General features: G+C 45.6%; 19 protein-coding genes and 3 rRNA genes. 3 read left to right on the top strand and 19 right to left on the bottom strand.

Features of this window, described 5'->3' with window-relative positions; translation table 11 throughout:
• The first annotated feature begins 41 nt into the window (after positions 1-41).
• Together MHI21_RS12680 and MHI21_RS12675 are read left to right on the top strand one after the other, a co-directional pair.
• Complete coding sequence (locus tag MHI21_RS12680) at positions 42-1,028, top strand: substrate-binding domain-containing protein (protein WP_061830985.1); 987 nt, start codon at positions 42-44, stop codon at positions 1,026-1,028.
• Positions 1,029-1,110: 82 nt separating this feature from the next.
• Positions 1,111-3,387 carry an alpha-galactosidase gene (locus MHI21_RS12675; protein WP_342420140.1) on the top strand — a complete coding sequence of 759 codons (2,277 nt, stop codon included), beginning with the start codon at positions 1,111-1,113 and terminating at the stop codon, positions 3,385-3,387.
• Between the two features lie 137 nt (positions 3,388-3,524).
• Here the strand turns inward: MHI21_RS12675 and MHI21_RS12670 are convergent, their stop codons facing one another.
• From MHI21_RS12670 to MHI21_RS12640, 7 genes are all read right to left on the bottom strand, one after another.
• A complete protein-coding gene (locus tag MHI21_RS12670; RefSeq protein ID WP_342420139.1) occupies positions 3,525-4,070 on the bottom strand; it encodes a GNAT family N-acetyltransferase in 546 nt (181 codons plus the stop codon).
• Positions 4,067-4,792, bottom strand: a complete 726-nt coding sequence (locus MHI21_RS12665) for a YjjG family noncanonical pyrimidine nucleotidase (RefSeq protein WP_342420138.1) — start codon at positions 4,790-4,792, stop codon at positions 4,067-4,069. The genes MHI21_RS12670 and MHI21_RS12665 overlap by 4 nt, the downstream gene beginning before the upstream one ends.
• Positions 4,793-5,065: 273 nt before the next feature.
• Complete coding sequence (locus MHI21_RS12660) at positions 5,066-5,917, bottom strand: alpha/beta hydrolase (protein WP_341161429.1); 852 nt, start codon at positions 5,915-5,917, stop codon at positions 5,066-5,068.
• A gap of 276 nt (positions 5,918-6,193) precedes the next feature.
• A 5S ribosomal RNA gene (gene rrf, locus MHI21_RS12655) occupies positions 6,194-6,310 on the bottom strand.
• Positions 6,311-6,455: 145 nt separating this feature from the next.
• A 23S ribosomal RNA gene (locus tag MHI21_RS12650) occupies positions 6,456-9,384 on the bottom strand.
• Between the two features lie 412 nt (positions 9,385-9,796).
• A 16S ribosomal RNA gene (locus tag MHI21_RS12645) occupies positions 9,797-11,352 on the bottom strand.
• The 16S, 23S and 5S rRNA genes sit together here, the layout of an rRNA operon.
• A gap of 461 nt (positions 11,353-11,813) precedes the next feature.
• The gene (locus tag MHI21_RS12640; RefSeq protein WP_342420137.1) at positions 11,814-12,974 is read right to left on the bottom strand and encodes an aminotransferase class I/II-fold pyridoxal phosphate-dependent enzyme; all 1,161 of its coding nucleotides are present in this window, start codon (positions 12,972-12,974) and stop codon (positions 11,814-11,816) included.
• A 357-nt stretch (positions 12,975-13,331) separates the two neighbouring features.
• Here MHI21_RS12640 and MHI21_RS12635 point away from each other — a divergent pair, with 357 nt between their 5' ends.
• The gene (locus MHI21_RS12635; RefSeq protein ID WP_342420136.1) at positions 13,332-13,559 is read left to right on the top strand and encodes a hypothetical protein; all 228 of its coding nucleotides are present in this window, start codon (positions 13,332-13,334) and stop codon (positions 13,557-13,559) included.
• A 45-nt stretch (positions 13,560-13,604) separates the two neighbouring features.
• On the opposite strand, the gene MHI21_RS12630 is transcribed toward MHI21_RS12635, so the two are convergent.
• The 12 genes from MHI21_RS12630 to MHI21_RS12575 all read right to left on the bottom strand — a co-directional run bounded on the left by MHI21_RS12630 (position 13,605) and on the right by MHI21_RS12575 (position 24,772).
• Positions 13,605-14,285 (bottom strand): DUF421 domain-containing protein, encoded by a 681-nt coding sequence (locus tag MHI21_RS12630; protein ID WP_342420135.1) that lies wholly within the window; start codon positions 14,283-14,285, stop codon positions 13,605-13,607.
• 291 nt (positions 14,286-14,576) lie between these two features.
• Positions 14,577-14,843 carry a metal-sensitive transcriptional regulator gene (locus MHI21_RS12625; protein ID WP_013310304.1) on the bottom strand — a complete coding sequence of 89 codons (267 nt, stop codon included), beginning with the start codon at positions 14,841-14,843 and terminating at the stop codon, positions 14,577-14,579.
• A gap of 76 nt (positions 14,844-14,919) precedes the next feature.
• Entirely contained in the window at positions 14,920-15,435 is a 516-nt protein-coding gene (locus tag MHI21_RS12620) for a DsrE/DsrF/DrsH-like family protein (protein ID WP_061831673.1), read from the bottom strand.
• Entirely contained in the window at positions 15,432-16,022 is a 591-nt protein-coding gene (locus MHI21_RS12615) for a sulfurtransferase TusA family protein (RefSeq protein WP_342420134.1), read from the bottom strand. The genes MHI21_RS12620 and MHI21_RS12615 overlap by 4 nt, the downstream gene beginning before the upstream one ends.
• A gap of 212 nt (positions 16,023-16,234) precedes the next feature.
• The gene (locus MHI21_RS12610) at positions 16,235-16,762 is read right to left on the bottom strand and encodes a TetR/AcrR family transcriptional regulator (protein WP_342420133.1); all 528 of its coding nucleotides are present in this window, start codon (positions 16,760-16,762) and stop codon (positions 16,235-16,237) included.
• A gap of 150 nt (positions 16,763-16,912) precedes the next feature.
• A complete protein-coding gene (locus MHI21_RS12605) occupies positions 16,913-17,608 on the bottom strand; it encodes a DUF4309 domain-containing protein (protein ID WP_165179649.1) in 696 nt (231 codons plus the stop codon).
• Between the two features lie 120 nt (positions 17,609-17,728).
• The gene (locus MHI21_RS12600; protein ID WP_235309902.1) at positions 17,729-18,355 is read right to left on the bottom strand and encodes an HXXEE domain-containing protein; all 627 of its coding nucleotides are present in this window, start codon (positions 18,353-18,355) and stop codon (positions 17,729-17,731) included.
• An 18-nt stretch (positions 18,356-18,373) separates the two neighbouring features.
• A complete protein-coding gene (locus MHI21_RS12595; protein WP_342420132.1) occupies positions 18,374-18,964 on the bottom strand; it encodes a TetR/AcrR family transcriptional regulator in 591 nt (196 codons plus the stop codon).
• 230 nt (positions 18,965-19,194) lie between these two features.
• Positions 19,195-20,427 (bottom strand): aminopeptidase, encoded by a 1,233-nt coding sequence (locus MHI21_RS12590; RefSeq protein ID WP_342420131.1) that lies wholly within the window; start codon positions 20,425-20,427, stop codon positions 19,195-19,197.
• Positions 20,428-20,474: 47 nt separating this feature from the next.
• Positions 20,475-22,064 (bottom strand): acyl--CoA ligase, encoded by a 1,590-nt coding sequence (locus tag MHI21_RS12585; RefSeq protein WP_165179652.1) that lies wholly within the window; start codon positions 22,062-22,064, stop codon positions 20,475-20,477.
• A gap of 178 nt (positions 22,065-22,242) precedes the next feature.
• The gene (locus tag MHI21_RS12580) at positions 22,243-23,346 is read right to left on the bottom strand and encodes a hypothetical protein (RefSeq protein ID WP_342420130.1); all 1,104 of its coding nucleotides are present in this window, start codon (positions 23,344-23,346) and stop codon (positions 22,243-22,245) included.
• A 172-nt stretch (positions 23,347-23,518) separates the two neighbouring features.
• A complete protein-coding gene (locus MHI21_RS12575; protein WP_342420129.1) occupies positions 23,519-24,772 on the bottom strand; it encodes an MFS transporter in 1,254 nt (417 codons plus the stop codon).
• Between the last annotated feature and the right edge of the window lie 5 nt (positions 24,773-24,777).

Genomic DNA, 24,777 nt, shown 5'->3' with positions numbered 1-24,777 from the left:
GATTTTTAGTAAAATTATTAACTAAAAAGGTGTGAGCTCTTTTGGCAACCATTAAAGACATTGCCCGCGAAGCGGGTGTGTCTGCCGCAACCGTTTCAAGGGTTTTAAATAACGATCTGTCACTGTCCGTAAGCCCAGACACTAAAAACAGAATTTTTGGGGTTGCCGAGCAACTCGGGTATAAGCCTACCCGGCTGAGGCAATTAAAGCAGAATACGGAACGTGCCGGGAAAACGGTCTCCCTCCTGCTGTGGTGTTCTATTGAGGAGGAAAGAGACGATCCGTATTACGCCTCGATCCGCCGTGGAATCGAACTGCGCTGTGAAGAGCTTGGACTGACGTTGGGCCAGACCTTGCGAGGCCGCTCATCCATCGGCACCCTGCAGAAGGCGGACGGTCTGATTGTTGTGGGCGGCGTTGATCCTGAAGAGGTATTCAAACTTCATCCTGACAAGAACACCATTGTCCTTGTCGACCAGTACCATGAACAGCTGGAGTATGATTCTGTACGACTTCATTTCCGGCAAGCTGTTGATCAGGCACTCGGACATCTACTTGAGCTTGGCCACCGACAAATCGGATTTATCGGCGGTAAGAGCGACGGTGAGCGAAGAGCGCATTATTTTGAACGATTCATGCGGGAACAGGGATTGTACAATCCTCAATTCGTCCGTATAGGTGCCTGGAGTACCGCGGATGGTTATCTCATGATGAACGAACTTCTAACCCAACAGGAACGACCGACGGCCTGCTTCGCTGCAAGCGATCCGCTCGCTATTGGTGCCCTCCGCGCCCTTCATGGACATGGAGTCAAGGTACCCGAAGATATGGCTGTTGTCGGCTTCGACGACATTGAGATGGCAGCCTTCGTGCAGCCTCCGCTAACCACCGTCCGTGCCTATCCTGAACAGATGGGAAAGGCTGCCGTGCAACTGCTCTCTGAACGGTTTGAGGGGCGTGAACCACCTGCGTATAGCGTGATCGGGACTAAGCTTGTCATTCGGGAGAGTTCATGCAAAAAAGGCTAAAATCAGTACTTGAGAGTCTTATTGTCATTGATCAGTATCCTTACGTAAAACAATAATGATAACCCCCTAAGGAGTGAATATCATGAACATTCATGTTAACGAGACGCTTGGTTTGTTTCATTTGCAGTCCAAGGATTGCAGCTATATTATCCAGCTTGTAGAAGGATATCCCGCACATGTCTATTGGGGAGCTCAACTTCATCATGACCAAAGTCTCGCAAGTATACTGGAGCTTAGGGAGCGTTGCTCCTTCTCTCCCACTCCCGTTTCTTCCAGCCGTACAATTTCTTTGGACACGCTTCCTCAGGAATACCCCCAGTATGGAACAAGCGACTTTCGTCAACCAGCTTACCAGGTTGCACTTGCGGACGGGACTCGGACTACGGAGCTGAAATATAGTGGTTACCGTATTGAACCGGGTAAACCAAAGCTCGAGGGACTTCCTTCCGTCTATACCGAATCGGATGATGAAGCCACAACCCTCTTTTTGATCCTTGAAGATCCATACTCTGGGCTTAAGACTACACTGCTCTATACTGTATTTGCGAATCACAGTGCTATTGCTAGGTCTGCTCTTTTTGAACAAAAGGGAAGCGCTACCATAAATATTGAACATGCCATGAGCGCCTCAGTCGACTTCGCCGATTCCAACTACCAAGCTCTCTACTTACCTGGAGCCTGGGTTCGGGAAAGACATATCCAACGACGCGATCTCGGACCTGGTTCCATTCGACTCGAGAGCAGACGGGGATCCAGCAGTCACCAAATGAATCCATTTCTGGCATTGCTTCGTCCTGATGCGACTGAAGACCGTGGGGATGTGTACGGTTTCAGTCTAATCTACAGCAGCAACTTCGTCGCACAGGCGGAAGTAGAGCAGTTCAATCAGACTCGTGTAAGTATCGGAATCAATCCTTTTGACTTCTCCTGGCGGCTTGAGTCGGGTCAGTCATTCCAGACCCCTGAAGCTGTATTGGTCTTTTCCGAAGAAGGTCTTGGAGGCATGTCACGCACCTATCACCGACTCTATCGCACACGTCTGTGCCGAGGGGCTTACCGTGACAAAGAACGTCCGATTCTCGTGAACAATTGGGAAGCCACGTATTTCGACTTCGACGCCGACAAAATCGAAGCGATTGCCAAGGAAGCAGGACCCCTTGGAATTGAGCTCTTTGTTCTAGATGACGGTTGGTTTGGTAAGCGCGACAACGATGACAGTTCGCTTGGAGACTGGTTTGAAGACCGTCGCAAGCTGCCTGGCGGGCTTGCTGACCTGGCAAAACGGGTTAATGAACAAGGATTACAGTTTGGCTTGTGGGTTGAGCCGGAAATGGTCTCACCGGATAGTGAACTGTACCGCAGCCATCCCGACTGGTGCCTGCATGCAGAAGGCCGGCGGCGGACGGAAGGCCGATCCCAACTGGTGCTCGATCTCTCCCGCAAGGAAGTATGTGACTACTTGTATGAGACACTTAGCTCCGTATTCTCGATCGCTCCAATTACTTATGTCAAGTGGGACATGAACCGTAATATGACGGAGATTGCTTCGGCTACCGCTCCTAGTGAACGTCAAAAGGAAACTGCGCACCGATATATGCTCGGACTTTACGATCTGATGGAACGTCTGACCTCTCAGTTCCCGGACATCTTGTTCGAAAGCTGTTCCGGAGGCGGCGGACGATTCGATCCCGGAATGCTCTACTATATGCCGCAGACATGGACCAGTGACGATACCGATGCCATTGAAAGATTGGCTATCCAGTACGGCACAAGCATCGTGTATCCAGCCAGTACCATGGGCGCACACGTATCGAACGTACCAAATCACCAGGTGGGGCGAATCACCTCCCTCGCTATACGCGGCGACGTGGCAATGAGCGGAAATTTTGGCTACGAACTTGACCTAACTGCCTTTACAAATGAAGAAAAGGAGCTCGCTGCCAAACAAATTGCCCAGTATAAGGAAATTCGTTCCCTCGTACAGCAGGGAGATATGTATCGACTCCTTAGTCCATTTGAAGGCCGAGGCGATACGGCCTGGATGTTCGTTAGCGAGGACCAGTCCGAAGCTTTTGTCGCTTACTTCCGCGTACTAGCTGAACCGAATGGGCCCATCCGGCGACTAACTCTAAAAGGACTTGACCCAGATAAAAAGTATATAATCGAACACGGAGCGACGGGCAACACACCAGTCCATGCGGGTAATACCTTAGTGAAAGATGGCGGTTCCCCCTTCTGCGTAGCATTTGATGGCGAAATTTTTGGAGGTGACCGCCTAATGAAAATTGGGCTTGTTGTCTCGGATCTCTCTGGAGATTTCGCCAGCTCTACCTTCCGCCTTAAAGCTATCTCCAACTAATAACAAATGCAGTTAGCAACGGTGAATATCGATGAAAAAATTAAAACAAGGCAGTCCGATTTTCCGGCCTGCCTTGTTTTATAACTTTGGTCCCTGTAGATTAAAGACACACAAGAGATTGCCAACCAAGCAATTGATCATTTAATAGCATCCTTGACTTTGATTTTCCATATCATATGATCAGAGCCTGCTCCCCAATAATCTTTTAATAAATAATCAGGAGTTCCAAATTTCTTTTTCCATATTTTCTGCGCAATACGATATCCACTATCTAAACAAAATTCTTCTACTCCTCTATTCTTCAGCGCCAAATACATTGATTTCAACAATAAATTCCCTACCCCAATCTTCTGGTAGTCAGGGTGAACAAATACAGTTCCTACCTCGCATAACTTTTTAAATGTATCACTGGTAGATTTACTTATTAGTTGACTTACTGGTCCATATTCAATAGAACCCATTATTTGATTCCCATCTACAGCGATTAAGAAATATCGCTGCTCACCGTGACTCTCCAAGTCACTTTCCAAATATAACCTCTTAGTATCAATTTCCTCCTCTATGTCTTCCAGCATATGACCAATGCCTTCTTTAGCAAACGTGTCTGTAATCACAACTCTAAACAATTCATTTAACTTTTCGATATCCTTAATTTCCGGCCTTCTGATTTCGACATTATTCATCTAATTTCAGCCGATGTATGATTCAGTACGGGATACTTTGAAAGTACACTATTCGGCAGCTCCATCAAACTTGTTATTTCATAAGTAGGTTGAATCCCAGACGTATTTGTTTTTCTGGAAGGGTTGAACCAACAGGTATCAATTCCGTATTTGTTCCCTCCTTGAATATCAGAGGTTAAAGAATCGCCGACCATGAGGACCTTACTTTTATTTGAGATGGCCAAATTGGTAAATGCGTAATCGAAAATACCAGGGTGCGGCTTTTGACAACCCACTTCCTCTGAAATAATTACCTGCTCAAACACATCACGCAGCGGCGAAAGCTGAATTCTGGAGGTTTGCACCTCTTTGATTCCATTCGTAATGATCGCCAAACGACAGTCGGATAGTACATTACATAATTCAATCGCTCCGTCCATCAAAAAAGCACCTTCACCCAAATAACGTAAATAAGCAGCACTAAAGGCATCTGGATTGAAGTCTAGACCATGAACAGTAAATAATCGCTTAAACCTCTCGACCCGTAGCTGTGCCGAGGTAATATGTCCTTCCTCTGCCTCTCGCCACAACGAACTGTTGATTTCATCATAGCTGGATTTATACTCCGTGGCCCCTTGCGGCAATCCAAATTGGGCAAACGTATTATGTAGCGCATGACTCTCTGCCATTTTAAAATCAAACAGCGTGTCATCAACATCAAACAAAATAATTTCGTATTTCATAACGACCTCCATATCATTGCTTTACTAAATTGTTCAGTCCGCTTGATCCTTTGAGCTGTTCCAGATAGAAGTACAACAAAAAACTAACAATACATTATTTCCTTTCGGTTATTATACAGAACCTAGTTAAGCCGTCAAGTCACTAATAACAAAATCATAGTATTTTGTCATCGGTGCAAAAGATAAATAACGCTCAATAAGAAAGCCCGTAAAATGAAGGTGATTCTCATTTTACGGGCCACTGAGCATCTAAGAGATGATTTAGCAAGAATCCTAGTGATCTTCATTTATCCATTCGGCTAATGTTTGATCAAAACAATGAGGTTCTTCAAACATCGGGTTATGCCCACTATATTCAAAAACCACTTTTTTCACGTTCTCGTAGGTGTCATCGACCCTATCCCATAAAGAAACTGGCGCAACCAAATAATCATACCTTCCCAAACCAATAAATACGGATTTATGGATATCCGCTAAGGATTGTATCAAATTCATGTTTCCGAATACTTCTCCCCATAAATAATCAATGATAGGCATGTTCGTATATACATCATTCCACGTGTAGGCCGCATTATAGGCATAATCATAAAAGCTTTGAGCTCCCATACGTATACACATGTGAACAAATCTTCTATCAGGGTCTCTTTTGATATCTTCCTCTAATAAAACAATGTCCTTTTCAAAACGTTCCTTTCTTTCTGAACTGGCCGTTTCATTAAAGAAAGAAAAGCTTTGCCGTTGTCTTTCTTGGCTGTTTGTAGGTGCTGAATTTAAAAGTACCACTTTTTGAACATAGTCCGGGTATTGTTTAGCATATTCTAAAGCCATAAAAGCATGCCCGGAATGTCCTAATATGATAAATTCATTTAGATGAAGGCATTGTCTTGCTGTTTCTATATCATTAATAACTTTATCCAAAGTATAGTCTTCTGGTTTTAAAGCTCGAGTCGGTTTTGCAAACCCTCTATGATCCAGAAAAATAAACTGAAACTTTTTATATAAATGGTCTGAAAATAAGCGAGGATAATATACACTACTGCCGATCACCAATATCGGTCTTCCGTTACCTCTTATAGCATATTTCAGCTCAAATCCATCACTAATAACTGCTTGATAAGTGCTCATTTATAATCTCCTTTTCTTTTTTAATCACTCCCTTTCCTTTGTGTAATTCCCTTGTATTCCCCATAGAACGTTCCAACACTTCAACTCACCTCAGAAAGTACATTTATTTCTAAGAGAAAAGTTTAACATGGTTTTTTCAAAAACAAAACTGTGTTATTTTTGTCTTACTTGTCTTGACTTAGGGGATTCATACTGGATTTTTGACAAGCATATCTTTTTGAAAACAAAAAAACCGCGATAATCGCGGTTTTTTATGTTAACGTCATACTTGTATTTGCTTGGCGACGTCCTACTCTCCCAGGACCCTGCGGTCCAAGTACCATCGGCGCTGGAGGGCTTAACGGTCGTGTTCGGGATGGGTACGTGTGGAACCCCTCCGCTATCGCCACCAAACATGAATTTGCTGCGCAAATTCTTTTTCAGGAATCAGCATCGCCAAATGCTGTGTGTTCACTTGTTTCATATAAGCTACTTGAGCCTATACAACACAAAACTTACACCCTGAAAACTGGATCCGAAACTCATTTGCGTTTTATCTTAGGATAAGCCCTCGACCGATTAGTATTGGTCAGCTCCATGCATTACTGCACTTCCACCCCCAACCTATCTACCTCGTCGTCTTCAAGGGGTCTTACATACTGGGAAATCTCATCTTGAGGGGGGCTTCACGCTTAGATGCTTTCAGCGCTTATCCCTTCCGTACATAGCTACCCAGCGGTGCTCCTGGCGGAACAACTGGTACACCAGCGGTACGTCCATCCCGGTCCTCTCGTACTAAGGACAGCTCCTCTCAAATTTCCTACGCCCACGACAGATAGGGACCGAACTGTCTCACGACGTTCTGAACCCAGCTCGCGTACCGCTTTAATGGGCGAACAGCCCAACCCTTGGGACCTACTTCAGCCCCAGGATGCGATGAGCCGACATCGAGGTGCCAAACCTCCCCGTCGATGTGGACTCTTGGGGGAGATAAGCCTGTTATCCCCAGGGTAGCTTTTATCCGTTGAGCGATGGCCCTTCCATGCGGTACCACCGGATCACTAAGCCCGACTTTCGTCCCTGCTCGACTTGTAGGTCTCGCAGTCAAGCTCCCTTCTGCCTTTGCACTCTTCGAATGATTTCCAACCATTCTGAGGGAACCTTGGGGCGCCTCCGTTACTCTTTAGGAGGCGACCGCCCCAGTCAAACTGCCCACCTGACACTGTCCTCGCACCGGATCACGGTACCAAGTTAGAACCTAGATACGATCAGGGTGGTATCCCAAGGATGCCTCCTCTCAAGCTGGCGCTCAAGATTCTACGGCTCCCACCTATCCTGTACAGATCGTACCCAAATTCAATATCAAGCTGCAGTAAAGCTCCATGGGGTCTTTCCGTCTTGTCGCGGGTAACCTGCATCTTCACAGGTATTAAAATTTCACCGGATCTCTCGTTGAGACAGCGCCCAAGTCGTTACGCCATTCGTGCGGGTCAGAATTTACCTGACAAGGAATTTCGCTACCTTAGGACCGTTATAGTTACGGCCGCCGTTTACTGGGGCTTCGGTTCATAGCTTCGCCCCGAAGGGCTTACCACTCCCCTTAACCTTCCAGCACCGGGCAGGCGTCAGCCCGTATACTTCGCCTTGCGGCTTCGCACAGACCTGTGTTTTTGCTAAACAGTCGCTTGGGCCTTTTCACTGCGGCCCCCTCGGGCTATTCACCCTACCGAGGCACCCCTTCTCCCGAAGTTACGGGGTCATTTTGCCGAGTTCCTTAACGAGAGTTCTTCCGCGCGCCTTAGAATTCTCTTCTCGCCTACCTGTGTCGGTTTGCGGTACGGGCACCTTCTCCTGGCTAGAGGCTTTTCTTGGCAGTCTGAGATCATGACCTTCGCTACTACAATTTTCGCTCCCCATCACAGCCCAGCCTTAACGATGTGCGGATTTGCCTACACATCAGCCTCACTGCTTAGACGGACATCCATCAGTCCGCGTCACTACCCTACTGCGTCACCCCATTGCTCATAACGGATTACGGTGGTACAGGAATTTCGACCTGTTGTCCTTCGACTACGCCTATCGGCCTCGCCTTAGGTCCCGACTTACCCTGAGCGGACGAACCTTCCTCAGGAACCCTTAGGCTTTCGGCGGATCTGATTCTCACAGATCTTTTCGTTACTCATACCGGCATTCTCACTTGAATGCAGTCCAGCGCTCCTTACGGTACACCTTCAACCCGCATTCAACGCTCCCCTACCCCTGATGCAATGCATCAAGCCATAGCTTCGGTGGTGTGTTTAGCCCCGTTACATTTTCGGCGCAGAGTCACTCGACCAGTGAGCTATTACGCACTCTTTCAATGGTGGCTGCTTCTAAGCCAACATCCTGGTTGTCTGTGCAACTCCACATCCTTTCCCACTTAACACACACTTGGGGACCTTAGCTGATGGTCTGGGCTGTTTCCCTTTCGACAATGGATCTTAGCACTCACTGTCTGACTCCCGGAACTAAATCTATGGCATTCGGAGTTTGACTGAGCTTGGTAACCCTTGCGGGCCCCGCACCCAATCAGTGCTCTACCTCCACGATTCTTCTTTCCGAGGCTAGCCCTAAAGCTATTTCGGGGAGAACCAGCTATCTCCGGGTTCGATTGGAATTTCTCCGCTACCCCCACCTCATCCCCGCATTTTTCAACATGCGTGGGTTCGGGCCTCCAGTGCGTGTTACCGCACCTTCACCCTGGACAGGGGTAGATCACCCGGTTTCGGGTCTACGTCCACGTACTCATTCGCCCTATTCAGACTCGCTTTCGCTGCGGCTTCAGCTCTTCACCTTAACCTTGCACGGGAACGTAACTCGCCGGTTCATTCTACAAAAGGCACGCCATCACCCATAAATAGGGCTCTGACTTCTTGTAAGCACACGGTTTCAGGATCTATTTCACTCCCCTTCCGGGGTGCTTTTCACCTTTCCCTCACGGTACTGCTTCACTATCGGTCGCCAGGGAGTATTTAGCCTTGGCAGATGGTCCTGCCGGATTCATACGGGGTTTCACGTGCCCCGCACTACTCGGGATCCGTCTCGGAGAGAACAAGTTTTGAACTACAGGGCTTTTACCTTCTCTGGCGGGCCTTTCCAGACCTCTTCATCTAACCGGTTCCTTTGTAACTCCATGTGAGACGTCCCACAACCCCAAGGAGCAAGCTCCTTGGTTTGGGCTAATCCGCGTTCGCTCGCCGCTACTGACGGAATCACTATTGTTTTCTCTTCCTCAGGGTACTTAGATGTTTCAGTTCCCCTGGTCTGCCTCTATTCTGCCTATGTATTCAGCAGAAAGTGACTGTCGATGAAGACAGCCGGGTTTCCCCATTCGGACATCCCCGGATCAAAGCTTGCTTACAGCTCCCCGAGGCCTTATCGTTGTTCGCCACGTCCTTCGTCGGCTCCTGGCGCCTAGGCATCCTCCGTGTGCTCTTTGTAGCTTAACCTAGACTTTTCTTTCAAAGAAAGAAAATGTCGATGTTCGATAAAGAATGATTTTTGCCAAAGGCAAAAGATCTTTCCTTACCTGCTACCTTTATTTCACTTGTTTACACAAGATCAGCTTAAAGGAATATTCTAAAACGCAATTTCGTTTCGGTATCCAGTTTTCAAGGTGCAATATTCTCTCCGGCTTTAACCCCGGAAAAACATCATATCAAATTCCTCAACACTTGAATACAAGTATATTTTGGAAATCCGATGTGAGAGTTTGAACTCTCAAAACTGAGCAACGAGTGAGTAAGTTAAGGATATTCATTTCATTCACACGAACGTGATGAACCGAATTGAATATCCAGTTGCAGGTACGTTGTACCTGCTGATTTGAATGTTTCCATTGCAGGAAACGATTCTCCATAGAAAGGAGGTGATCCAGCCGCACCTTCCGATACGGCTACCTTGTTACGACTTCACCCCAATCATCTACCCCACCTTCGGCGGCTGGCTCCCTTGCGGGTTACCCCACCGACTTCGGGTGTTGTAAACTCTCGTGGTGTGACGGGCGGTGTGTACAAGACCCGGGAACGTATTCACCGCGGCATGCTGATCCGCGATTACTAGCAATTCCGACTTCATGTAGGCGAGTTGCAGCCTACAATCCGAACTGAGACCGGCTTTTCTAGGATTGGCTCCACCTCGCGATTTCGCTTCCCGTTGTACCGGCCATTGTAGTACGTGTGTAGCCCAGGTCATAAGGGGCATGATGATTTGACGTCATCCCCACCTTCCTCCGGTTTGTCACCGGCAGTCTGCTTAGAGTGCCCAGCTTGACCTGCTGGCAACTAAGCATAAGGGTTGCGCTCGTTGCGGGACTTAACCCAACATCTCACGACACGAGCTGACGACAACCATGCACCACCTGTCTCCTCTGTCCCGAAGGAAAGGTCTATCTCTAGACCGGTCAGAGGGATGTCAAGACCTGGTAAGGTTCTTCGCGTTGCTTCGAATTAAACCACATACTCCACTGCTTGTGCGGGTCCCCGTCAATTCCTTTGAGTTTCAGTCTTGCGACCGTACTCCCCAGGCGGAATGCTTAATGTGTTAACTTCGGCACCAAGGGTATCGAAACCCCTAACACCTAGCATTCATCGTTTACGGCGTGGACTACCAGGGTATCTAATCCTGTTTGCTCCCCACGCTTTCGCGCCTCAGCGTCAGTTACAGCCCAGAGAGTCGCCTTCGCCACTGGTGTTCCTCCACATCTCTACGCATTTCACCGCTACACGTGGAATTCCACTCTCCTCTTCTGCACTCAAGCTCCCCAGTTTCCAGTGCGACCCGAAGTTGAGCCTCGGGATTAAACACCAGACTTAAAGAGCCGCCTGCGCGCGCTTTACGCCCAATAATTCCGGACAACGCTTGCCCCCTACGTATTACCGCGGCTGCTGGCACGTAGTTAGCCGGGGCTTTCTTCTCAGGTACCGTCACTCTTGTAGCAGTTACTCTACAAGACGTTCTTCCCTGGCAACAGAGCTTTACGATCCGAAAACCTTCATCACTCACGCGGCGTTGCTCCGTCAGGCTTTCGCCCATTGCGGAAGATTCCCTACTGCTGCCTCCCGTAGGAGTCTGGGCCGTGTCTCAGTCCCAGTGTGGCCGATCACCCTCTCAGGTCGGCTACGCATCGTCGCCTTGGTAGGCCTTTACCCCACCAACTAGCTAATGCGCCGCAGGCCCATCCACAAGTGACAGATTGCTCCGTCTTTCCTCCTTCTCCCATGCAGGAAAAGGATGTATCGGGTATTAGCTACCGTTTCCGGTAGTTATCCCTGTCTTGTGGGCAGGTTGCCTACGTGTTACTCACCCGTCCGCCGCTAGGTTGTTTAGAAGCAAGCTTCTACACAACCCCGCTCGACTTGCATGTATTAGGCACGCCGCCAGCGTTCGTCCTGAGCCAGGATCAAACTCTCCATTAAAGACCAACCGAAGTTGGTTTATAGAAAGAGCGATAAGCTCATGTTGAAACTGACGAGATAAAATATCTCATTTTCGCTTCCATTTCATACAGCCTGACGGCATGCACCAAAATCTCAGCGTTGGATTTTGTAAACAAAATCCGTACTCACTCGTTGTTCAGTTTTCAAAGATCAAATCAACAGCCGTTTAACTGGCTGGATATATAATTTATCACGTGTATACCTATCAGGCAAGTTGTAATATTTACCAGTTTGCTAATTTGTATTTCTACACGGTGTAGTTTTTATTAAAATACTCCAACACACGATGATTTACCTGTAATAACCGAAACTCTCTTATCTCCTACTTGAAGTGCAGAGTTGATCAGGTATAAACGTCATAAATCAGAAAAGCAGAAGCTCTTTATGTATTGGATGAGCTGCTGCTTTAGCTTTTATGATAAAAATCCTGAAATGTTCGTTTAGCTTAAAGCTGTAGCTAAATCCTGTATCAAAAGTTCAGCAGGCTCATGCCCTACAGCCAAGCGGATAAGCGATTCAGGCATGTGTTGTTTTTTTAGACTCTGCTTATTGAAGCCGTAGTTTGGTGAGATCACCTGACTCTCCATGGACCCCCAAGATACACCGATCCGGATCAGTCGCAGTTTATTGATCACTCTACATATATCCTCATAAGTCGAATCCTTTAGTTCAAAACTGAATAATCCGGCATAGCCTTTGAGCTGTCTACATGCGAGCTCATGTTGTGGATGAGAAGGGAGTCCGGGATAATTCACTTTGGAAATGGCCGGATGATCTGATAGAAAACGAGCAACCAACAAAGCATTTCTCTGATGGGCTTCCATTCGGAGCGGGAGTGTTCTTAGCCCCCGAATGAGTAGCCAGGCTTCAAAAGGGCCCAACGAGCCGCCAATCAACTCATACTCTTCAGCATACATACGGTTTATTATCTCTTTAGAAGCGATCACTGCCCCTGCAATTAAATCATTATGACCACCCAAGTACTTGGATGCGGAGTGAACAACGATATCTACGCCCCATTCCAATGGTTTTTGGAAAAGGGGTGTAGCCCATGAATTATCTATGATTGTGCGTATACCCTTCTCTTTGGAAAGCGCAGTTACCTCCTGAATATTTACCATATCGAATGTGAATGAGGTAGGAGACTCCATAAAAATAGCTCGGGTCTGCGGTTTGATGGCACTAGCGACTGCTTCTGTAGAAGTCGAATGTACGATTGTATAGTCTATATGGAACCTCTTTAAATATTGGGCTAGGCTGACGGAGGTCTCATATATGTGTCCGACCAAAATCAGATGGTCCCCTGCGGACAAGCTACACATTAGCGCGGCGCTGATAGCAGCCATTCCGGAAGCAAAGCACTTACAGTCCGCCCCACCTTCCAGCGCAGCAATCATTTGCTCTGCAATCTGAACGGTAGGATTGGTTCCCCTCGAATAGACATAATGCTCCTTTTCATTATTAGCTGCTTCAGCATAATCTTCGTAAGTATCAAAGAAAAATGGAGCAGTCTCATAAATAGGAGGAGCAGCAGCCTTAGCAAAATCCCCTAGTTCGCCCTCAAATCGGAGACAGATAAGCTGATCATCCGAGAAACTCAAACCTGATCACCACTTTCTGAAAAATTTCAAACCCATATATGGTAGTCTCCTCAATCCGGAACTCAAATATTCTATAATGTAAAATCCTCTAGACCCTGTGGTGGTTGATTGCGAAATTCGGAGAATTATGAGGCTTCCAAATGTCTTTCACTAAGTATCCAATTCATAAAAATAACGTATATTTTGGGGTTACAGGGCAAAGATATGCTTTATCAAAAAAAGAGGGGGTTCACATGTGTTAACACGTTGGATTAGAAATGTTCTGAAACCTGGAAAAGGTACACACAGGATATCGAAAAATCCAAACAGCAAGCCTCTTCAGAACCCATAAATCCATCATTAGCACAGACTCTATCTTTGCTCAAATTAAAACTTGGGAAAAGCTCTGACTTTATTATTCGTGATTTTCCCGAAAGTCCTACCCATGCCGGCCAATTTGCCGTTTGTTATATTGAAGGACTGATTGACCAAAACTTGCTTTCTGATTTAATGGAGGGCTTGATTACAGAGATGGCCTCCACAGCTTCTTTGAAGCTTGAAAGAATTACTGCTGCTTCATTATTAGAAAGAACAATACCGAGCTAAAAAAACAGCCCGCTTCGTAATTTAGCCTCTTTTATTGTGCTTTTTCTATTTCATCGGCACGATGTAAAGTGTTCCATCCTCGCTAAACTCTGCATAGGCAATCTCATCGATACTATCATATCCCTGCTCTCGCACCTTAGCTTTAATCTTTTCAATATCGATTGACTTCCCACGCATAGATTCGTTCAGAAGCTTTCCTTTATCAATGACTGTAACAGAAAAAAGATCAGGCTGTGCATCTATTCCCATATCCTGAGCGGCGGGTGGCTCATATTCGGGTTTGCGCATGACTGACAATGAGCCGTTCGTCTCTAACGTAGCGTACCAGACCTCACGCAGAGAAAAAATATTTTGCTGGCGTAGCATGGAAAGTAGCTGTGTAAATTCTATATCATATTTCTCCAGCATTTCTTGATTGACCTGTCCCTTATCCACGAGCAGCACTGTTCGACCTTCTGCCATATAGCCAAATTTCACAAAACGGGTCGTCGCCTTTTCAAAAAAGTAGGCCAGCGCGCACCATAGTGCCAAAGCAAACAATAGCTGCCCAATGGTTACCTTATCGTCATATAACGTATTTCCCACAATTTCGCTTAACACCAATGATGTTAGGAAATCGAGTGGTGTTAACTGACTGAGTGTTTTCCGACCTGTAATAAAAGTGATGATCCACAAGCCAAAAAAGCTGATGATCAATTTGACACCAATCGTAACAAATACCTCCATAAATAGGCCTCCCGGAAGAAGTTGTTTTCCTTATGTGTTATTTACACCTGTCTACCTCAGCATAAACAGAGGGGTTATTCCCAAAAATTGTCCGATTAAAAAAGCCCGCTACCAACTAGAGGCAGCGAACTTTTTAATTACGGCTATTATATAATCTTAGAATTTCAGATGTTTATCAAAAAACTCTTAACCACGTCCAATATATGTGGCTGGTTAAAGGCAATATGCCAGCTCCCGTAATTTTGTGCATAGTGACATCATTGCCCGCTAGCTTGGACTCTGGAGTCAGGATTATCTACTTTTCACAAGAAGCTGAATCGCTTCTTTAACCAGCTTATCCGTGTCTCCTCCAGCCTCTTGCTCTTCCAATATACATCGTTGCAGATTCTCTGCTACAATTTGGGCAATCGCTTTATCTGATGCGTTACGTACAGCAGATAACTGGCTAACGACGTCTTTGCACGATTTTCCTTCATCCATTAAACGAAGTACCCCACGCACCTGTCCCTCAATCCTCCTCAGGCGCGTTTTCAGTTCATCACTGTAATTGTAATCCATAAGTAATGCACTCCTTTTTTGACTTACCATATACACGTATAGGTATATTATAAACCAAAAAAATAAATAGGATACCCTAAATAAATAGATTCACCTTGCCCTGCGAAGCATCCCCCAAGTAGGCGGCTACACCAGCATATTCCAAACCGTCGATTAACTCTTCTTGCTGCAGCCCTAACAAATCCATGGTCATGGTACAGGCGACGAGCTTGATCCCCTGCTCTCGTGCCAACTCTATAAGCTGCGGCAAGGAAAGCGCATTGTGCTTTTTCATGACATGCTTGATCATCTGTGGACCGAGTCCGGCAAAATTCATTTTGGATAGTGCAAGCTTTTTGGGTCCACGAGGCATGATCCAGCCAAAGGCTTTTTCGAGCATTCCCTTATTGGTGCTCACGATTTCATCCTTGCGCAGCGTATTTAGCCCCCAAAAAGTAAAGAAAATAGTTACTTCATGATCATATGCTGCCGCTCCATTCGCAATAATGAATGCAGCAATCGCCTTATCCAGCTCCCCGCTGAATAATACAATCGTTGTTTTGGGCTGAGCATATTCTTGATTATTTGTATAAATTCCTGCTGTCGTACTCATATGGATTCGCTTCCCTTAGTCTCTCCAGCCCATTCGGATATGCCTGAAAGTACAGATTTGACTTTATTAGCGCCTTTGGAAACTAATAACTGACAAGCCATTTCACTGCGTGCTCCAGCTTGACAAATCACTGCGATCTCTTCTTCCAAGTTCAGTTCAGAGAGTCTGTTCTCCAGTTCGCCAAGAGGGATGTGCTTAGATCCAGGGATATGTTTAAGCGCAAATTCAGCGGGTTCACGAACATCAAGCAAAATGAAGTTCTCTTTTCCAGAACATTTTGCTTGTAGCTCTTCATGGCTTATCGTAGAAGAAAATATTTGCTCCTTCTTCACTTCAGCCGGATTTGCTTTGCGTAAATAATGTCGCATTACATCTCCTTCTTGGAGAGTACCCAAATATTGATGTCCGGTGTTTTTGGCCCAGCTCTGAAAATCGGCTAATGAACCTTTGTCAGTCGCCTGAACCTCTATAATCTTTCCGGGAACGAGCTCATTCATAGCCTTTTTTGTTTTTACAATAGGCATAGGACAAGCTAGCCCTTTGCAATCAAGAATATGATCTGCTTGGATATTGTTAGTTGATGACATTCTATAACCTCCGTCTTTTTTTTGGGGGACTTAGTTTAGTTAAATCTCTTTATACATATACCCCTATGGGTATTAGAATAACGAGACTCGCTTCTCTTGTCAACTTATTTGGCCGTTTTTTCTCAGAAGAAAATGAAATCATGTCTTGAACAAAATAAAATTAAAAGCAAAAAAAGCCGCGCAAAAACGCGACTCTAATGCATAAACCAAAATTAATCGTCTTTTTTCATCAGTTCTGGCAGATCCAGCGACATCGAAATATTACACAGCATACCTCTGGCGAGAAAAAGCATCGTTCTTTCCATTGCTTGTTCAATACCTGCCCGTCGGAAAGCATCATAAACCGTCATATGAATTTCACGGAATCCTTGCTGCATCACGCTTACAATCTCATCCTCGCGGATCGTCTGCGCCTGCATTTGCAAAAGTGTTTCATTGCGGTATTCCATCATCATTTGCGAATAGGCTGCAATTAGCTCTTGCTCGAGCTGTTCAGATGAGGCCGAATGAATGACGCTGTGAAAAGAGTCTATGATACGTGCAAATGAAACCTTCAGGGCTTCAACAAGCAACGCTTCCTTGGTAGCGAAAAAACGAAAGACATAGGGCTGAGAAATATTGGCCCGTTCCGCAACTTTGGCTGTTGTAGCTCGGTAGTAGCCCATCTCTGCAAACACTTCAATGGCAGCAGATATGATTTCCTTTTGGCGATTTATAGAGGTTGACGTAGCTTTAGCCATGTTTTTTTCATCCCTTTATTTAGCACAGTTTTCTGATTAGTGATTAATCAATTACAAATTAGTATAAACGACATAACCTAAAAATGCAATGAGTTTGAACAAAGTCGCCTCCGCAATTCTGACGGAAACGACTCTGTTATATACATCCAATTATGGTGTTTTAGAGTTGAAATATAATCGTATATAATTGATCTTTTGCGTTTTGGTTTGATAGGAAAATACTAAATAATAACTAAGTCCTGATGTGTTATTGATCGTATAATTAGCTTCTGCTGTGTCAGGTATGTCTCTAGAGGTGTCAACGGTTTCCGTAGGTTTGCCCAATTCGTCAACAACTTGTTTGATAAGCAACTTCTTATAGTCTGGATCGGAAGATGTAATTTCTGTAACTTTATCACTTCCATCCAGCATGATGTCTGTATGATACTTAGCATAGCTTCTCATAGGACCTGTAGAACCTGACTCGGATTTCCCCCACAGCTCAAATAACAAATCGCTACTAGTTCCCAAGCCAAGACCTTTAGGCAAATTCGGTAAGGTCCCCTGCTTGGCTGCGCTGAGTATAGCAGCTGCGGAGCTGTGTTTACCGTGAGATGAAGCTGTACTACTGGCAGGTTCTTGATGGGTAGAGGTTGAGCCTTGCCCATTAGTATTGAGATCCGTGTTTTGATCTGTAGAACTAGCAGGGGGTGTGACTGTTTCTGCTCTAGTAGGAGCAGTTGATTTTTCCTCCCCGCTATTGCTGCATCCTGTCATCACAGCAAAACCTATAGCCAATAAAGCACTAGTGGTGATTAGCTTGTAAGCCAACTTTTTACGATCATAAGATTGATGTGTATGCTTCATTATAAGATCACTCTTTCCTTGTTCTTGGGTACAAACCAAGTGTAACCGAACCTCATTTCCGGAATACCTCTACTTGTTTCCAACTTGTAAACAAGGACATTGATGATTTTCTAACATACCCTATTTACGACCATAAGCTCCCAGCTGTTGTTTAGAAAAGGAGTAAGGAGAGTCACTCTTCTTCAACCATATATTCCCTTTAATGATGAAGATGTATACAGCAAAAACAAAGTAGATCGTACCCGCAATCCAGTCTATTGCCGTTGGGATGTCTCGCTGTACTATTTCATGAATATACCAGATTCCGACTGGAACATGCAGGAGAAGTGCCGTAAACAAGCCAGGATTATATAAGGTTTTTGCTTTAATATTGACAACGATGCCGTGCCAAACGACCTGAAAGAATCCCATAAAAACTGGTGCGAGTCCAAGCCAGATTACTTGCGGAAACCATACGGGAAGCAGATAAAACACATAGGCAATTGCCACATTGATAATCATCGCTGATTGAGTGTTTAAAGGGTAATGATCCGGTGTGTCACTTTTAAACATAACATTGTTAAATAAACCAGCAAAATATCCAGGCCAGCGGTACTCCTCAAATTGATGAAACAATATAGCCACAAAACTCAACCATAACATGCCTGTTATATCCGAAAGGATAGCTGGATTCATAAGTAAAACAATACATACAACCACACCGATTATAGCCCCTGCATCTTGCCAATATTTTCTCAAAAGATTCATATTAGTCACCCCTATGATTTATTTTTGATCGAAATATCTTTCGAACAGCAGATTTAATTGTTCCTCTACTGAAGGTATTTCCACAACTGCCCCTGATTCAAGAATTGGACTCATCAGTGCAGGCAGAAAAATAGCTCCAAATATTTGCAGCATCATCGCTAACAAGCGCTCCGGCTGTTGCTCACCTGTCAGCTCCTTGATCGTGCTCTGAACCTTTGGAAATCCCATTATGTTTAAAAACCTTCCGTATTCCTGTTGAGATGTAAAGGGCGTGCTGCCCATGGCAATAATTCGCGAAAGAAGCTCTGGATATTGACGAATGACCTGCAGATAGTTAAGTAAAAATTGTTTCAGTCTATCTTGGGGGGGCATCGTTGTATTGTCCAAAATAGAAAAGGTATGCTGAAAGCCATTTAATATCACTTCAATAGCTTCACTGAGCAGATTTTCCTTAGAGCCAAAATAATAATTAACTAAAGAAATATTAGTAGCAGACAGCTCGGCAATTTTTCTGATTGTAACCGCCTCAAAACCTTCCTTTTGAATAAATTCCAGCGTAGCGTCTAAGATTTTTTCTTTGGTTTGTTGTTTCTTGTCTGGGTGATTCATGTTTTTCCTCCTCCTGTTTCGTCCAATCATAACGGATGAATGAAATGGGACGATTTTATGTAAATCACTTTTCAAACAGTAATTAAAACGTTGTTTAAATTACTGTTTAAACTCAGTTTAGCACTTTATATTTCACAAAACAAGGAGCAATTTGAGATTTAGGGAATAGAAAAACCCGCATAACGAATGAGATCGTTTGCGGGTCGATTGAATGGAGATTGAAAAAAGGCCTAAATAGCCCAATTTCCTTTGCGGAACACGGCTTCTTTGCTTCCGTCTTGCAGTTCGCCGTCAATATCCAGCTCAGCTGAGCCGATCATGAAGTCCACATGAGTCAGGCTGACATTGGCACCGTTCTGGAGCAGCTCCTCCCGGTTCATTTGTGTGCCATTTTCCATATTAAATGGATACGCACTGCCTAGAGCCAAGTGGCAGGAGGCATTTTCGTCAATACCTGTATTGTAAAAAATGCGATTGAGATTGGAAATCGGTGAATCGTGCGGCACCAGTGCAACTTCTCCCAAATAGCTGGCCCCTTCATCCGTAGTGAGCAAATGAGTCAAAGGCTGCTCGCCGGATTCTGCTGTATATTCAGTGACTTTACCGTCCTTAAAGGTAAACGTTATGCGATCCACCAGTTGTCCATTTAAATTGAGTGGCATGGTACTTGTGACATGACCATTCACACCTGTACGCTTAGGCATCGTGAACACTTCTTCTGTCGGCATATTCGCGACAAAGTAATCTCCGCGTTCGTTCTCACCACCACCGCTGCGCCAAATATGTCCGTCAGCCAGTTCAATTCTCAAATCTGTTCCTGGTGCACGATAGTGGAGGCTTTTATACTTTTTATGATTCAGCTTGTCTTGTACCTGTTCAAGGTTTTTCAAATGTTTCTGCCAATTCTGAATAGGATCAGAGCCATCTACACGATTCATTTGGAAGATTGTATCCCACATGACACGTATACGATCTTCTTCTGCTACATCAGCAAATACTTTATCGGCCCAAGCCTTCGTCGGCGCTTTAATCAAACACCAGCTAATTTTATGATTTCGGGTATATTTGGAAAAACCTTCTCTCGCCGTAGCCGCCGCCTTGGTCGCACGAGAAACCTTTTGTGGATCAATGCCTTGATATAAATCAGGGTTCGGCACTTTAATCGTTAGTGTGGCTCCTCCCTCTTCAGCAAATTTCTCCATCATTTCTGCCTTCCAAGCAGGGTAGTAATCAAAGCTGGCTTCGTCACCATGTTCAAAACGACTACGTGTAATGGAATCATCCTCGAACTCTACCTGTACATATTTAGCGCCTGCTTCATAGGCTTTGCTGACAATCAGGCGTGTAAACTCAACAGTTTCCAGTGGTGCAGTTACCAAAAACGCCTGTCCGGGCTGAATGTTAACCCCTACTCTTACGACCAGTTCTGCGTATTGCTCCAACAATGATTCAAAAGTACTCATTTTTCCACGCTCCTGTTCCGTTTTGATTATATTGAATGATTTCATCACTACAGTACGGATTGCTTCTCCATTTCACGCAGCTCCACTCTTCGTATTTTGCCCGAGCTAGTTTTAGGAAGCTCTTGAATAAACTCTATTTTTCGTGGATATTTATAAGGCGCCGTCCATGTTTTCACATGATGTTGCAGTTCCTTCACTAACGCTGGTGATCCTTCTACTCCAGCTTTGAGTACGACAAAAGCCTTTACAACATGTCCACGGATTTCGTCAGGGCTGGCTACGGCAGCACATTCCTGCACGGAGTCATGCTTCATAAGCGCTTCCTCTACTTCAAAAGGACCAATGGTATAGCCAGAACTGATAATGATATCATCCCCACGTCCTTCGAACCAGAAATATCCATCCTCATCTTTGCGAGCCCGGTCTCCCGTAACAAAATAATCTCCGTGGACACTAGCTAATTTGCGTTCTGGATCATGGTAATACGTATGGAATAATGCCGGCAGATCAGCGCGTACCGCAATATCGCCCACTTGCCCCGGAGCCAGCGGAATGCCATCCTCGTCTACGACCTCAACGAGTCCCGGTGCAATAGATTTGCCCATTGAGCCTGTACGCAGAGGTGCATCCTTTAAATTACCAATAATTAATGTGCTCTCTGTTTGACCGTAGCCGTCACGAATCGTAATGTTGAACTGCTCCTGAAACTTATTAATGACCTCCTGATTGAGAGGCTCTCCCGCAGAAACTGCGCTGCGCAATTGGGATAGATCATATTGATCCAAACCATCCGTTTTCGCCATAATCCGGTATTCTGTCGGCGTACAGCACAACACTTGGATTCCGTACTGCTGCATGAACTGCAAATAGCGACCCGGACGAAACGGACCATTATATACGAATCCCGTCGCTCCATTCCCCAGTACGGATAAAAACGGACTCCAAATCCACTTTTGCCATCCTGGTGCAGCTGTAGCCCATACTACGTCTGAAGCTCGAATATCCAACCATGGTGATGTTATCCGCAGATGAGCATATCCCCAGCCATGGCTATGTACAACACCTTTAGGATTTCCCGTGGTGCCCGATGTATAGGCCAGAATGGCCATGTCGTCACGGTGTGTCTTTACAGCTTCAAAAGTATCTCCCTGTCCATCCATCAGTTCATTCAGCACGAGCCAGCCAGATACATCTGCCGTGTCGTCCCCGGAGACCACGATACGATAATCCAGAGCAGGCAAATCATCATTTATTTTGTCCACTTCGCTTGTTACTCCCGTCCAGGCAATGACTGCACGCGCTTCCGAATGGCGAAGACGATATGCAATATCCTTGGCACGTAGCATTTCTGAAGATGGAATGACAGCAAGCCCCAGCTTCAAGCAGGCCAGATAAATTACATACGCAATAATACGCCGTGGTACTACGACCAGAACCCTGTCACCTTTGTTAAATCCCAGATTTGCGAGTCCTCCAGCCAGCCGGTTAGCCTTTTTCAACAGCTCTCCGTAGGTGATTTCTTCGTATTCTCCTGTCTCACTCAGCCACTTGAGTGCAGTTTTACCAGTATCATGGTGTTCCATTTCCGAAGTCATATTGTAATATTCAGGCGCAAGCCATTGTTGTTGATCTGTCAAATTATACCTTCCCCTTTATACATAAGATGAGATCCACTTTCTTACTGTAGTATAACACGTCTTAGTACCAGGTTCTAATACCAGAATCATTTTTTTGGAAAAAAATAAATTTGGTAAAGCGAACGATAAAAATAAAGAGCCTGATTTCAGGCTCATTTTCTTCACCGCTATCGTGATTCTACAACTGGAGTTCTACCATTGTAAAAGCTGCTTCCTGCCCGTTTACGAGTAGCGCAATCCGGTGCGCTCCCGCATAATGGCGACGAGTTGTCAGGTCTGCAAAGCGGTGTGTCCGTGTACCTGTAAGACGGGTTCCTCCGGGGACCGTTTTGTCAGATAGCAAAAACAGTTTACGTGAGACTTGTCCTCTCGCCTTCACAAAATCGATGCCGTACTCGATACGGACTCGTACTGGGTCACCTTCTCGAAGCTGAAGCGCGTAGCTCAACTCACAGTTATCACCGAGCCTTAACAAGGCAGGGTCTGTGCTGAAAGAGGCTTCAGTGACTAACGGCGCCCCGTCTGTTTCATCCGCATAGCCAAACATTGCCATCACTTCGGGGATGGATTTGCGAATCAAGGTTCGACAGCCATGACGCACAATCCAGTCGGTGTCAGGATGTGTCCCTTTCCACCGTTGAGCCGTAGCAATGACCACATCAGGATGATCCTTGGCAATATCGTTCAGGTTGTTGGCTACACTTTTACGTACATATAGTGATGGATCGGCCTTCAGTAATTCCAATATGGTCAATACTGGAGCAGGATTGCGCTTAAACACAGGCAATGCCTGTCCCCAGGGTAGCCGTGGACGGCAACCTTCGCTGGCAAGACGGCGAACGTGTTCACTTTGGTGTCCCGCCCAGGTCGTCATCTGCTGCATCATCCGTTCTGGTTCACGCAGGAGGAAGGGTCTCACGGCAAACTCCGCAGAGGATTTAGATGTGAAGCGCTCCAGTGCCTTCATGGACAGGTCCCAATGCTCTTCTCCCTGCCCATACACCTCCACAAAATCGGGGAAAAACAAATACGGAAAACCACTGCAATGCTCGTCTATAGCAAAAAGAATATCCAGAGCTTCTCCATAATTGCTGGGCAAAAATGCCCCTAATGTAAACGAAATACGCCGTATTCGTTCTTTTAGCTCCAGCTCATCCCATTTTTCATCCATCACTTGATGGATGAATCCGTTGGTATCGAACGGCATGTACGCAGACTGTACTTTTTCACCGAATAGTTGAAGAAAATTCTCCGTGTACATATTTTTTAAGGGCTCGGCCATTATATATCTCCTTTAATATGTGAATGTAAACTACGAATGATATCTTCGTCTATGATAACCATAAACGGCGCTCCAACACCAGCGCCAAAATAGTCAGCCTAAACGTGGCGAAGCCAGACATACTAAAAATGCCAGACCCTGTGATGAGGACCTGACATTTTGCATGCGTGGCTTATGAATTGTGGAAAGGGGCTACTCCTCCAATCTCCTCTGATGGAATCTCAAACTGGCGAATATCCTTGACCAGGAACATAACCAATCCGCACAATCCAGTAATCAGTCCGCTGAAAAAAAGGACCTCACTCAGAGCAAACCGTAAAGCTAACGCCCCTCCAATCAAGGCCCCTAATGGCAGAGCCGCGCTCGACAAGGTGTTAAGAAAGGCTGTAACACGTCCCAGTAACGGCAGCGGTGTAATAATTTGAATCAAAGACGTTTGCAGTACATTGATGATGCCTGTAAAAACGCCTAATAACAGAGCTGCCAGCAGCTTCATCCACATCTCCGGCACAATGGAAAACACATAGATTGCCAGCCCCATAGCTACCCAGGAAACCGCGATGGTAATGCCGTTCTTTTTCAGTACACTGACCAGAAAGGAACCGATAAAAATACCGATAAAATAGGCTACATAGAGCAAGCTGTAATAGATCGGTGAGCCATAGGATACAGCGATGGAAGGCATGGCAATGACCAAGATCGCCATCGAAAAGTTCGTCAGCGCAAAAAATGGAAGCATGATTCTCAGGAAGGTGTGCTGTTTTACAAAAAGATACCCTTCTTTCAACTCCTTCAGATAGTACCCCAGCTTCAGTGAACCCCTACCGTTAGTGTCTTCCACCGCAGGAGAATCAATTTGCTTGTTGAGCCTGACGTACACAAAGCCTGACAGAAACAGCATCGCACTGGCTAGAAAAAACGTATTTTTCATCCCCATTGCGATGATGAGCGAGGCTCCAGCCAGATATCCGGCGATATTAATAACCTGATCCGTCGACGAAATCATGGAATTCGCCCGGACAATCAAATCCGGCGAGCCTACCAATTGCGGCAGCATTTTATTGTTGGCCGGATAAAAGAGTGTGGAGAAGCAGGATGCAATGAATACAATAACAAGGATAGCGACCAGATTGACCATCCCGTTCTGAATGAGAAACGGGACGGCCAAAATGAGCACAGCCTGCGTAAACAAGGCGATGCTGGCTAACAAAGGCGGTGAATAACGGTCCACCAAAGGACCTACGAGAAAGCTAAAAATCGACGCCGCAGATACGGCCGTATACGTGAAGCTGGTCATCGCCACCGACTGTGTCGATTGCTGAACAAAATACAGCAGGACGATAGAATAAATGCTGTCTGCGATATTGGCAGAAGTACGAGATGCAAAAAAACGGATAAAACGGCTATCCTTAAACAATAGATTCACATCTT

The sequence above is a fragment of the Paenibacillus sp. FSL H8-0168 genome, from assembly GCF_038592955.1.
Classification (GTDB): domain Bacteria; phylum Bacillota; class Bacilli; order Paenibacillales; family Paenibacillaceae; genus Paenibacillus; species Paenibacillus polymyxa_B.
The sequence above is the reverse complement of the archived record's forward strand: the minus strand, read 5'-3'. Positions and strand labels throughout refer to the sequence as shown.